11 protein-coding genes are annotated in these 12,738 nt (G+C 50.6%); 5 read left to right on the forward strand and 6 right to left on the reverse strand.

The window, feature by feature from the left end:
- Positions 1-36 precede the first annotated feature (36 nt).
- The gene (gene adhP / locus EDM52_RS08285; protein ID WP_122908519.1) at positions 37-1,050 is read right to left on the reverse strand and encodes an alcohol dehydrogenase AdhP; all 1,014 of its coding nucleotides are present in this window, start codon (positions 1,048-1,050) and stop codon (positions 37-39) included.
- A gap of 236 nt (positions 1,051-1,286) precedes the next feature.
- Here adhP and EDM52_RS08290 point away from each other — a divergent pair, with 236 nt between their 5' ends.
- The 4 genes from EDM52_RS08290 to EDM52_RS08305 all read left to right on the forward strand — a co-directional run bounded on the left by EDM52_RS08290 (position 1,287) and on the right by EDM52_RS08305 (position 6,483).
- A complete protein-coding gene (locus EDM52_RS08290; protein WP_122908520.1) occupies positions 1,287-2,435 on the forward strand; it encodes an iron-containing alcohol dehydrogenase in 1,149 nt (382 codons plus the stop codon).
- Between the two features lie 10 nt (positions 2,436-2,445).
- Positions 2,446-3,759 carry a sensor histidine kinase gene (locus EDM52_RS08295; RefSeq protein ID WP_122908521.1) on the forward strand — a complete coding sequence of 438 codons (1,314 nt, stop codon included), beginning with the start codon at positions 2,446-2,448 and terminating at the stop codon, positions 3,757-3,759.
- The gene (locus tag EDM52_RS08300) at positions 3,728-5,167 is read left to right on the forward strand and encodes a sigma-54-dependent transcriptional regulator (protein WP_122908522.1); all 1,440 of its coding nucleotides are present in this window, start codon (positions 3,728-3,730) and stop codon (positions 5,165-5,167) included. Before EDM52_RS08295 ends, EDM52_RS08300 begins: the two co-directional genes overlap by 32 nt.
- Positions 5,168-5,256: 89 nt before the next feature.
- The gene (locus EDM52_RS08305) at positions 5,257-6,483 is read left to right on the forward strand and encodes a benzoate/H(+) symporter BenE family transporter (protein WP_245996674.1); all 1,227 of its coding nucleotides are present in this window, start codon (positions 5,257-5,259) and stop codon (positions 6,481-6,483) included.
- A 34-nt stretch (positions 6,484-6,517) separates the two neighbouring features.
- Here the strand turns inward: EDM52_RS08305 and EDM52_RS08310 are convergent, their stop codons facing one another.
- Positions 6,518-7,060, reverse strand: coding sequence for a DUF502 domain-containing protein (locus EDM52_RS08310; RefSeq protein WP_122908524.1), 543 nt, complete (start codon positions 7,058-7,060; stop codon positions 6,518-6,520).
- Between the two features lie 93 nt (positions 7,061-7,153).
- On the opposite strand from EDM52_RS08310, the gene EDM52_RS08315 reads away from it, so the two are divergent.
- A complete protein-coding gene (locus EDM52_RS08315; protein WP_122908525.1) occupies positions 7,154-7,987 on the forward strand; it encodes a sulfurtransferase in 834 nt (277 codons plus the stop codon).
- 337 nt (positions 7,988-8,324) lie between these two features.
- Here the strand turns inward: EDM52_RS08315 and EDM52_RS08320 are convergent, their stop codons facing one another.
- The 4 genes from EDM52_RS08320 to EDM52_RS08335 form a co-directional block, all read right to left on the reverse strand.
- Entirely contained in the window at positions 8,325-9,233 is a 909-nt protein-coding gene (locus EDM52_RS08320; RefSeq protein WP_183184897.1) for an amidoligase family protein, read from the reverse strand.
- A gap of 192 nt (positions 9,234-9,425) precedes the next feature.
- Positions 9,426-9,680 carry a hypothetical protein gene (locus EDM52_RS08325; protein ID WP_122908527.1) on the reverse strand — a complete coding sequence of 85 codons (255 nt, stop codon included), beginning with the start codon at positions 9,678-9,680 and terminating at the stop codon, positions 9,426-9,428.
- A gap of 66 nt (positions 9,681-9,746) precedes the next feature.
- A complete protein-coding gene (locus EDM52_RS08330) occupies positions 9,747-10,895 on the reverse strand; it encodes an MFS transporter (protein WP_122908528.1) in 1,149 nt (382 codons plus the stop codon).
- 179 nt (positions 10,896-11,074) lie between these two features.
- Positions 11,075-12,673, reverse strand: a complete 1,599-nt coding sequence (locus EDM52_RS08335; protein ID WP_122908529.1) for a peptide chain release factor 3 — start codon at positions 12,671-12,673, stop codon at positions 11,075-11,077.
- Between the last annotated feature and the right edge of the window lie 65 nt (positions 12,674-12,738).

Consider the following 12,738-nt stretch of genomic DNA (forward strand, 5'->3'; position numbering starts at 1 on the left):
ACAGACCAGCAAGATGGCAGCTTTTTTATAATCTCTTTAATCCAGAGTCAGAACGACGCGACCGTTGATTTGCCCTTTTTCCATACGCTCAAAGATTTCGTTGATCTTCTCCAATGGCTGAGTCTCGATGATTGCTCTCACTTTTCCACGCGCTGCAAAATCCAACGCCTCCTGCATGTCTTTTCTAGTGCCCACGATGGAGCCTTTTACCGTTACTCCGTTAAGAACGGTATCAAAGATCGGGATTGGCAGGTCGGCATTCGGCAAGCCCACGACGACCAACGAGCCTCCGCGTCTCACCGACTTGTACGCCTGCTCAAAAGCCTTTTTCGTGACAGCGACACTGATCGCAGCATGAACGCCACCGACTTGCTCCTGAATGGCTTGAATCGGGTCTGTTTCACTGCCGTTCACCGTTACGTCTGCTCCCAGTTCTTTCGCCAGCTCCAGTTTTTCCTGATGGATGTCGACCGCTACCACATTGTAGCCCATCGCTTTGGCATATTGCAGGGCAACGTGTCCCAGCCCGCCGATTCCGTAGATGGCCACCCACTCACCTGGCTTGATGTTTGCCACCTTCAACGCTTTGTAAGTCGTGACACCCGCGCACAGAATAGGGGCAGCATCGACGTCGTTCAGTTCATCCGGAATCCGTGCTACGTACGCAGCAGGTGCCACACAATACTGCGCATAGGCGCCGTCTGCCGAGTAGCCGCCGTTTAGCTGCTGCTGACACAAAGTTTCCCAGCCAGTGAGGCAATAGTCACATTCTCCGCAAGCAGAGAAGAGCCAGGGAATCCCTACACGATCTCCGATTTTCAGTGAGGTCACCCCATCGCCGAGCTTTTCTACTACACCGACACCTTCATGTCCTGGGATCAAAGGCAGTTTTGGTTTGACTGGCCAATCACCCTGGGCTGCATGCAGATCTGTATGGCAGACTCCGCAGGTTTTGATGCGAACCAATACCTGACCATACCCTACCTCTGGCACTTCTACTTCCTTTACCTCGAGCTTCTGATTGAAACCGTTGACAACCGCTGCTTTCATCGCTGCTTCCTCCTCTTTTCTTTTTGGAATATCCGACACTCCTATGCTTTTGCAAACAGCGTGCCAAAATGAAAACGCTTTATATTTCGAATTTAGTGTGCATTTCATCACTCTTTTCAGCCAATTTTTTGGCTGAATGGTCAAAAAAACGGCCCGACTGCCGACCTTTTGGCTGATAAAGGAAATCGACGCTATCGTGCGGTATTACTATGAAATGGAGGAAGGAGGAGCAACGTATGCAGATTTCTAAATTTATGACACCTGAAATCATCTTTGGAAATCAATCTCTTCGCCAGGTGGGGGAAAGTTTGCGCAGGCTGGGTGCGACGCGTGTGTTCATTGTCAGCGATCCAGGGGTAGAGAACGCAGGCTGGATCGAGCGTATTATCCACTATCTCGGCCAGCAAAACCTGGACTATTTCCTGTGGACCCAGATCACTGCCAATCCTAAAGACCATGAGGTTCACGCAGGAGTAGCCGAATATCGTGCCCGTGAATGCAATGCGATCCTGGGTGTTGGAGGAGGCAGTGCCGTAGACGCAGCAAAAGCGATTGCCTTGCTGGGTACCAATGATGGAAGTATCGTCCAATATGAGGGCGTCGATAAAATTGAGCATCCTTTGCCGCCTATGGTGATGGTACCTACCACAGCCGGTTCCGGCTCAGAGGTGTCGCAATTTTCGATCATCGTAGATAGTGAACGAAAAGTCAAAATGGCAATCATCTCCAAGTCACTTATTCCCGATATCGCGATTATTGATCCGCAGACTTTGATGACCAAGGACAAGCAATTGACGGCGAACACAGGCATGGACGTCCTCACCCACGCAATCGAATCCTACATTTCACTCGCAGCCACGCCTCTCACCGAGGTTCATTCGCTGCAGGCCATGCGTTTGATCGCCAATCATTTGCGACCATCTGTGGCGAGCTGCTACAACGCAGAAGCCAAGCAAGCAATGGCCATGGCCAGCTTGCAAGCAGGGATTGCCTTTTCAAACGCCATCCTCGGAGCCGTCCATGCGATGTCTCATCAGCTTGGCGGGTTTCTCGACGCGCCTCACGGGGAAGTGAATGCGATTCTTTTGCCGTACGTGCTGGAGTACAACTATATCGCTGCCCCTGAAAAGTACCGGCAAATCGCCGAGTGTCTGGGCGAAAGCACGGCTGGCCTCAGTTCCCATGACGCTTCTCGCCTTACCTTAAAAGCTGTAAAGGACTTGGCGCGTGATCTGGATATCCCGGAGTCCCTCTCTGCCATTGGCCTGCAGCCTGAGCAGATTCCGCTTTTGAGTGAACACGCCATTCTCGACGTATGCATGACGACCAATCCCCGCGACATGAGTGCGAATGATGTTGCCGCTCTCTTTCAACAAGCACTCTAGGAGGCCATTCATGTTTGACAAACAAGAAATGCTAGAGAAGCTGACCGGCATCCAATCCTCTCGCAAAAGCTACTACACAGAGCTGAACTATCTGGTTGAAGAAATGAAAAAGAAGAATAGCCAGCTCGCTGTGATCAATCAGTTGACGCAAATCCAGATCAATGCTTCCTGGCCTGAGACAAGCATCTACATCGCTTCCCAGCTGAAGCAGATTCTTCCCTTAGAGCATTTTGCCCTTTCCCTGGTGAAAGGAGGCACGCGTTCTACCTATCTTTCCCGCTGGAATGGAACCGAATGGCAGTGCCAAACCTTGATCGAAGCCGCATCTGCGGATATGTCGCTGAACCAGACTAGGCTGCATGCATCGCTGCAGGAGGTTCTCATCGATCACGCCGCTACTTCTGTTCCCTTGCACAGCCCACGCCAGCAAAATTTCGGCTTTCTGACGATTCTCCATCAGAAGGAGGAGCAGTTGTCCGGAGAAGAATACGAATTGTTTCTCCTGACAGCAAGCCACATCAGCGTTTGCGTGGAAAATATCCTGCTCTTTCAGGATGTCCATGAGAAAGTCAAAATCGAGGCCCAGCTGGTTCAATCCGCTAAGATGGCAGCTATCGGTGAAATCGCAGCAGGCATTGCTCATGAATTGAACAGTCCCTTGACGGCCATTCTCGGCAATTCTCAGCTTCTGTTGCGGGAAATGGGGACTAGCTCTGCCACTCCCCTGATGAATGACATCTACCGCTGCGGCGTTCGGTGCAAAAAAATCATTCAGAACCTCCTGACCTTTTCGCGTCAGGAAGAATATCAGTTTGAAATCGTCTCGATTGATGATGTGGTGGAAGATGCGCTGGGGCTGATTGGCTACCAGCTTACCGTCTCGGGATTAGCCGTACACTTCGAGGCATCCCCATCTCCTCTTTCTTTCTACGGCAGCCGCCATCAGATCGAGCAAATTATCATCAATCTTCTGCTAAATGCAAGAGATGCGCTCGCAGGCAAGGAAGACCCGCAAATCACGATTCGCTCCTTTCATCACCAGGAAGATGATCGTTCGTACGTCGGCCTTTTCGTTCACGATAATGGCAGCGGCATCTCGCCTGATCATCTTCCGCAAATCTTTCAGCCTTTCTTTTCTACCAAGGAGCGCTCAAAAGGAACCGGTCTGGGCCTGTCCGTCAGTCTGGGCATCGCGCTTGCCCACGGAGGAAAACTCACGGCTGAGAGCGAAAGCAGCCACTACAGCAGGTTCACGTTGTTGTTGCCACAGTTATCGGATGAGGAGGTACATGATGACGAAGAAACGAATCCTGATCGTCGATGACGAACACGAGGTTACGTCCTTTTTCACCTATTTTCTCCGGCAGAAAAACTGCGAGGTGACCGTCGCTCATACGGGAAAAGAGGTGGATCGGCTGCTGCATGAACCGTCCACCGGATTCCACGCTGCCCTGCTCGACCTGAAGCTGCCCGATGCCACGGGTTTAGATTTATTGAGGCGGATCAAAGCCGTATACCCATCCTGCGAAGTCCTGATCATGACGGGCTACAGCACCATCAAAACAGCCGTAACGGCGATTCAGTGGGGAGCCAAGGACTACCTGGAAAAGCCGTTTGATGACCTCGATAGTCTGGAGCGTGTAATCGATTCGCTGCTGGAAGCATCGGTCCATCAGGAGCATGAGCTTGTCCGCGAAGCCGCTTCATTTGGCATTGTATACGCTCCAAGCAGTCCGATGGCCAAGGTCGCTGCGATTGCAAAAAAATTGGCGCCCAAAGCCATCCATGTCTTGATCGAAGGAGAAACCGGAACAGGCAAGGAACTCATGGCCCGCTTTCTCCACGGAGCCAGTTCGCGATCGCAGCAGCCTTTCGTTGCATTCAACTGTGGGGCGGTACCTGAATCCCTGTTGGAAAGTGAACTGTTCGGCTATGAAAAAGGTGCGTTTACCGGGGCAATAAAGTCGCGAAAGGGCTTTTTTGAGCTGGCACACAATGGGACACTCTTTTTGGATGAGATCGGGGAAGCCCCGACCTCGATTCAGGTCAAGCTCTTACGTACGCTGGAAACAGGAGAATACATGCGAGTGGGCGGCGAGCAGGTCGCGCAAAGCAACATCCGTTTTATTTCTGCGACAAACCGCAATCTGGAGCACGAAGTAGACATGAACCGCTTTCGCCGAGATCTGCTCTACCGTCTGGAAGGCATCAAGCTGACGATTCCTCCCCTGCGTGAACGAGTCCAGGATATCCCGGCAATCGCTCATGCTTTTTTGGAGAAGCGAAGCCGCGAGGATTGTGAGATTGATTCGGAGGCCATGGAGCTTTTGCAGCAATACGCTTGGCCCGGCAACGTCAGGCAGCTCATCAATGTCTTGAATCAGACTCTGGCCTTGCACGAATGTCAGGTACTGCGTTCAGAGCATCTGCCGGCCAGCATACGTGAGCAGGCTATTGGTCAGAGCCCTTCTGCATCTTTGATGTCTGAAACCGTGCAACATATCGATCTGGAGTGTACCCGATTTGTGGAGTCGATTACCCGACATGTGAAGTCGATTGAGGAAATCGATTTTGAATACCTGATCAAGCGGATTAAACAGCTGGAGACAGAGGTTGGACGGACCATCATCGAAAAAGGACTGGCGGAGACGAAAGGCGACAGACAGCTGCTAAGCCAGAAGCTCAATATCACGAAGCGCACGATCCGTTATATATTGAACGAAAAAGCCTAGAATTCTTCAAGCAAACCCATCAACATGCAGGTATAATGAAAGGCAATCATCCAGAATTGTCGATCAAATTTGCGAAAGGGGAACCTCTCTTGTCTTCACGCCTGCGCCAACTTCATAATGATTTTTCACTATCCGCCTTTATTGTCGGGCTCATCGCGACCATGGTCTCCTATGCAGGCCCGTTACTGATCGTCTTTCAGGCTGCCAAAGTAGCTGGACTCAGCGAAGCTCTTCTTTCATCCTGGATATGGGCCATCTCCTTTGGGACAGGCCTTACTGCCATCGTGCTGAGCATCTGGTTCAAGGCTCCAATCATTACAGCTTGGTCTACTCCAGGGGTTGTGCTTCTTGTGGCGAGCTGGTCCGCCTATTCCTTTTCCGACGCAATCGGGGCGTTTTTGTTCGCAGGACTCGCCATTACCCTGCTCGGCATATCCGGTCTCTTTACTAAAATCATGAAGCATGTACCCCAGTCTATTACCACAGCGATGCTGGCGGGGATCCTGCTCTCTTTTGGAGTCCAGGTATTCGTCTCCATGCAAGATTTCCCTGCACTCGCCATCGCGATGCTTCTCACCTATCTGCTCGCCAAGCGTTGGACGCCTCGCTATGCTGTCGTTTTTTCCTTGCTCGTCGGTGTAGCGATTGCGTTTGGCTTTGGACGTATGCATCTGGATCACATCCAGGTAAAACTGGCAGAGCCGATCTTTACCATGCCCACCTTTTCACTGGATGCGATCATCGGACTGGGCATCCCCTTGTTTATCGTCACGATGGCTTCGCAAAATGCCCCTGGCATGAGCGTGCTTAAAGCAGATGGCTACGATACACCCGCCAGTCCTCTCATTGCGACGACCGGACTCGCTTCCTTTCTGATGGCTCCCTTCGGCTCGCACGGGATCAACCTGGCAGCCATAACAGCTGCCATCTGTACAGGTAAAGAAGCACATCCCGATCCGGATAAGCGATATATTGCCGGCATATCCTCTGGCTTGTTCTATCTCGTATTCGGGATGTTTGGAGCGACGATTGCTTCGGTCTTTTCTGCATTTCCGAAAGAGCTGACAGCGGTTATCGCCGGACTCGCGCTATTTGCATCCCTGATCTCCAGTCTGACTTCAGCCATGAGCGAGCCTTCTCATCGTGAAAGTGCGCTGATTACCTTTCTCGTCACGATTTCTGGCATGTCCATCGCAGGTATTGGAGCAGCGTTCTGGGGCTTGGTCGCAGGTGTTGTCACCAACCTGATTCTCAATGGTGATGTGCGTCGCTGGTTCACAAACGCGAAACATAAAAAAAGCTCGACAGAATCATAAGAGGGCTGGGAAACATCTCCCAACCCTCTTTCTTTTATTTTCCAGATACCCCTCCGGATACGAGAAACGCCATGACCTCGGAGCTGTCTACGTCCAGGATTTGAACCTGTTCCACGGGAAAGATCAGCAGATTGCCTGCAAAATTATACGATTGTGGCAGATATACCGCCACGTGATCGGTAAGCCCAAAGGCTTCCAAGTCTTCTTTCGTAATGAATCCGATGGCCTTGGGAAACCCTTCCTGGGACAAAGTCACGAGAACTGGTTTATCAAAGCTCTTTTTCTCCCCTACAAAAGCGCCGATCAAGTCCTTGATCGAAGTGTAAATCAGCTTGATAAAAGGAACCTTTTCAAACAGTTGCGAAATCAGCGACATCAAGCCTTGAGTGAGCACATTGGACGCCAGGAAGCCGATCACAAAAATTCCGACAATCGTCAAAAGAAAACCTACTCCGGGAATCGGCAGGTTCAGCCAGCTGTCTACGGTAACAAAAATTTTGTAAAGGATGAAGACCGTAACCGCAAGCGGGATGACATAGAGCAATCCTTCTAAAAAATATCGGATGGCGCGCTTCATTTGTCTCTCTCCTTTTTCTATAGCTGCTTCAATTATTGTACCTGATTGAATACGCATCTGCTATGATGAAGAAAAACGAAAGGTGGGAGATTTATGCAAGCTATGGTTAGCCCTGAGTGGCTGCGCGCGCATCTGCAGGACGAGCAACTGATTATTGTAGATTGCCGCTTTGTTCTGGCTGATGCGGATGGGGATGCGGGAGAAAAAGCATACAGAGAAAATCACATTCCGGGAGCTTTCTATTTTCATTTGAACCGCGATCTGTCTGGCAAGAAACAGGAACACGGGGGACGTCATCCTTTGCCGGATATCGATGACCTGGTCTCCCTGTTTTCAAGCGTAGGGATCGACAAGACCAAAACGGTCATCGCGTACGACGATCAGGAAATGGCAATGGCAGGTCGTCTATGGTGGCTCTTGCGCTATCTCGGACACGACAACACGGCTGTCCTCGACGGTGGCTATGCCGCTTGGAAAAAGGCTGGCTATGAAGTCACTGCAGAACTTCCTACAGCGACCGCTTCTGCCTTTGAACCAGACGTAAGAACCGAGATGCTGGTTGACGTTCAAGGGGTAAAGGAACGTGGTGAACAGACGATTCTGCTCGATTCTCGTGCTGGTGAACGCTATCGCGGCGAACAGGAGCCGCTCGATCCCAAAGCCGGCCACATTCCAGGAGCGCTCAACTTCTTTTACAAGGACAACCTCACTCCTGAGCAAACCATGCAAGCGGTGGACAAGCTTCAAGATCGGATCGCGCCTTTTGCCGACAAGGAAATCATCGTCTACTGCGGCTCTGGCGTGACCGCATGCTCCAACCTGCTCGCACTGCACTCGGCTGGGAGAACGGATGCCAAGCTGTATGCAGGGAGCTGGAGTGACTGGGTATCGTATGCGGACAATCCGGTAGCAACGGGGGAAGAGTAAGAGCCGAGAAATTTCGTCGGACATGGATCAGAGGGCTACGACAGGTTGCCGGCTGGCAGGCTGTTGCAGTCCTTTTTGAGCTTTCCCTTCCATAGCTTGCAAACCTGAAGCCGGAGAAAAAAGCTACAGGAACTCGGGAATCTTAACGATTTGTGTTAACCATGTGCCAATTTCATTAGAAAACTTGGCTACGCCAAGCTTTTGGCGGAGCCTTAGTTGCACTTATACTATCTTCCGCTAATCTTTTTAGCGCTTTAGCGCACTTAAACTTTCCGATAGTATAATAAAAGCCTTCCGTCCCTTTAGACGAAAGGCTTGTAGCTATACCTTAATACCTCTACTCCTTAACCTGCCGAACCATTTTCCATCCTTCAGAAGGTGGTTGAACCACATATTTGAAGGGCTTCCCCTCCTGATCCTCAATCGCGATCAAGATACCATCTGGCACCGGTAAAATTTGAAGGATTTCCCCATCCTTTACAAGCTCACCCGCCAATTGTTTGACAGCCGGAATCAGGCCATCTTCCAACCAAAGCCGTTCCTGATACCAGCGTGGTATGGGGATGGGAGCTGGATATCCCCCAACCGGAGCCCCCAGCTCTATCGCCATTTTTCGCGGGTCGCGGGTAAGCTTGCGCCCCTCTCCGATTGCGGCAACAAAGCGAAGGCAAAATTCGATAGTATTCATGATCTCATCTTCGTTCAGCGATCCATTAGCATAACGAATCTCTACTGTCCCAATGTCAAACCAGGCAGCTGTGTTGATTCCGCACCTGTGGGATTGAGGACGTCCTGGACGAAGAACCGCTCTTTCAGATGGTTTGTCGACATAGCGCTTTCGTATGTCCTCTTTTACCGGCGGGCAATAGATCGTTCGATGCGGGCTGGTTTGCAACAACGACTGCATGGTTTCTTGGTACAAGAGCGCTGCGTCTAGTAAGGGGAGAATCATTTCTTGTCCCCATGCCTCCAAATCAATGTGGACATGAAGCCCGCAGCTCCAATTCACCCATGCCCCTTGAGCATGAAGCCGGTCAAGCATGACTCGTATTTGGTCACGTTCCTCCCACAATAGCGGTGGCGGCTTTATCTCACTGCCAGACTCTTCTCCTGTTTCGTCGATCTGCCGTTCATCCAACGAGACCACCCAACCAGGCAACAACTCCAGACTTTCGGGGTCACCACCCACAAACTCCATTTCCACACCAAACCTAATCTTTTTCCAATCGATCGATTTTGGCCACATGTCGAACATCCTCTCGTTTTCATTGAATTATCTTTTGGTTTCATGAAACGAGAGGAGGTGGAGCACGAGATTACCAGGGGATTCTTTCTTTTATCATCGGGTTTCCTCCGTACATTTTATTTTTTCACAGCCCATTCCATGGAATCCATCCTGCTCTTGACATCTGCCAGCAGCAATCGTACCCTGTATCGGCTAGGGATAGCTGTTCTGTTGTTTGAGTGACAGCATAAACGCGTGGAATTTTTCCCAGGAATACTCAGGTGCAAACAAAATTCCCCCCAGCTCAATCTGCTCCAGTGATGCAATACTGTTTGGCAGCGCCCCTCCATTCTCATCCGTCAAAGCAGGTGTCCAGGTCGGAAAATTGAGACAGAGGATAAACAGAATCAGACAAGCCGTTATTCGCCTCATTCGTTTCCATGCATTGGTCGTTTTTCCCGTTTTCATATCGCCATTATAAAGTCGATAAGGCGTTGAAACAATAGGAAGGAAGTGAGCTTCACCCTTCTACTGCTACCTCGGCACGCTGCTAACCAGCCAGCGATGAATACCTCCAATCAGGCACGCCCCAGCTGTCACAAAAAATGCGATGAAGTAGGAGTGATGCCAGTTGCCAAGCAATCCTGCAATAATCGGGCTAATAACAGCTCCCAAGGAAAGGACGGCTGAATAGACGCTGAAGACACTCCCGTACAATTCTCTGGGCGAGTGGACCGTCAAGATTGTGGCAAGGGCTGGAAACAAGATACCGAAACATCCCCCCATGAAAAACATCATCACCTGGATCGGCACTGGGAGGCCAATGGCTAATACATACAGCAGGAGGCTTAGAACCCCGAAAGAAGCAAAAATCCGATTCTCGACCGATACTCGGTACAGCCAGAACTGGCTCAGAATGGCCAACGTACCCAAACCCTTCAGACTGAACAAAATTCCTGTAACTGCCGGAGACAGTCCTTGTCGCTGGATCAGCAACGGAACCTCATAAATAATCGTCCCTTGCGCATACAGAACGGCAAAGCCGCCTAAAAATGCGGGATACAGCATTCTGTTCTCAAGCACGGCAACCAAACCCTTGTTTCCGGTCATTTGTACTTTGGGCTGATACGCCATCCCGCCCTCCACTCGCTTGGGCAAGACCAGCCATGCAAATACGCCGACTGCAATCATCAGATAGCCAAGGATGACAAAGGACTGTCCATAGCCAAACTGTACGGCTAAAAAGCTTCCCACCGCAGGAGAAATGATTCCGGCTGAAGTCAGCACCAATCCTTTTTGCCCCATCAATTTTCCCTGCTCCAGCTCAGTCCTGCCTGTCTCTCCCAGCATCGCTGAACAGGCAGGTGATACAAAAGCCATCAAGAAGCCGAGCATCAGGCGAAAAGCAAAAAAACCTTCCGTGCTTTTGACGACCCCTTGGCCGATCAGCATAAATCCAGCCAGTATCAAACCGCCACCGATGAACCACTTTTTCGGAAAACGGTCCAGAAACGGCCCGGCCAACAGGTTGCCTGTCAGGTTGCTTATGGCATATGCGCCCAGGACAAAGCCGATCACGGCGGCAGATACCCCGAGAATATTCAAATACGGCGCCAGCAACGGCGTCTGGGCATGCATGTCAAAGGCTACGACGAACAGCACGACAAACAGGAGAACCCTCATGGTATCCCCCTCCTCTTCATGATCGACCGATCTTTGTCCCAGTATATGAGGAGAGTCGTCCAAGTAGGATAAAAAACCTTTCACAAGCTTAGTGCTTATAGATTCCTACACGTCAAAAAAACAAAAAGAGCCTCGCAGACAAGTGCGAGACCCTCTTTTCATAGCATGGTAAGTCCACTTTAGGACATATTGGGTTTCAAACCAAGTGAGCTTTCGTGGAACTTGACGTTTGGATATTTATCCACCGCCACGCGCAGCTGATATTCACTTTCAAACAGCATGACCGGACGGCCATATCGGTCGGACACGATCTTGTTTTTGAGAGCGTCCAGAGCCGATTTTTCCCCTTCCAGCCAACGAGCGATCTGGAATGGCATCCGGGTCAGCATGATATCTACACCGTACTCTGCCTTCAGCCGGTATTCCAGAACCTCGAACTGCAAGACCCCGACCACGCCCAAAATCAGTTCTTCCATCGGATAGGTACGGAACAGCTGCACCGTCCCTTCTTCTGTCAGCTGCATGATTCCTTTTTGGAATTGCTTGTGCTTCATAGCATCCTTCACCATGACCTTGGAGAAAAACTCCGGAGAGAAATGAGGCATTTCTTCATATTCAAAGGTTTGCCCCACACACAAGGTGTCTCCGATCTGGAAAATTCCCGGGTCGAACAAGCCGATCACGTCGCCAGCGTAGGATTCATCGACAATCTCCCGGTCTTGTGCCATAAACTGCACAGGCTGAGCCAGCTTGATATCCTTGCCGAGCCGTACATGCTTCACTGACATCCCCCGTTCAAATTTGCCGGAACAAATCCGCAGGAATGCGATACGGTCACGGTGAGCAGGATTCATATTCGCCTGGATTTTAAAAATAAAGCCGGAAAAGAAGTTGGACTCTGGATCAATCAAGCCCGCTGTGCTCTTCTTCGGTGATGGCGGCGGTGCCATATGCAAAAAGTTGTCCAGGAAGGTCTGTACACCAAAGTTGTTGATCGCACTGCCGAAGAATACAGGGGTCAGCTCTCCTTTGTTGATCAGCTCCATGTTGAACTCGTCTCCAGCCACATCGAGCAAGGAAATCTCATCCTGAAGCTGCTGCCAGAGGTCTGCCCCGACACGCTCGCCAATAAGCGGGTCTTCTGCTCCTTCTACTGGAAAGAAGGAAATCTCGTCATGATCGGAGTTGTTTTGGTACAGCTCCACGCGAGATTTGTGGCGATCGTATACGCCACTGAAGTAGTTCCCCATGCCAATCGGCCAATTCATCGGGTATGAACGAATGCCCAAGACGTTTTCCAGCTCCTCCAAGAGCTCAAACGGATCCTTCCCGTGACGGTCCAATTTGTTGACAAAGGTAAAGATCGGGATACCACGCATCCGACAAACCTTGAACAGCTTGATCGTCTGGGCCTCCACCCCTTTGGCTACGTCGATGATCATTACCGCCGCATCAGCAGCAGTCAAAGTCCGATACGTATCCTCACTAAAGTCCTGGTGACCAGGTGTATCCAATATATTGATATGGTGACCCTTGTATTCAAAATCCATCGCACTGGAGGTGACGGAGATTCCACGTTTTTTCTCGATATCCATCCAGTCAGAGGTGGCATGCTTGGAGTTTTTACGTCCTTTCACCACACCCGCTTCACGGATGGCTCCACCGTAGTAGAGCAGTTTTTCTGTCATGGTCGTTTTACCCGCGTCCGGGTGGGAAATAATGGCGAAGGTACGCCGCTTTGCAATCTCATTTCCCCATAGTGGATTGGTTTGACTCATCTTCATTCTCCTGTCATCGTCATTCGTATTCGCAGCCTCATTTTATTCCCTTACCGATTATACCG

This window comes from Brevibacillus invocatus (assembly GCF_003710915.1).
In the GTDB taxonomy this organism is placed as follows: domain Bacteria; phylum Bacillota; class Bacilli; order Brevibacillales; family Brevibacillaceae; genus Brevibacillus; species Brevibacillus invocatus.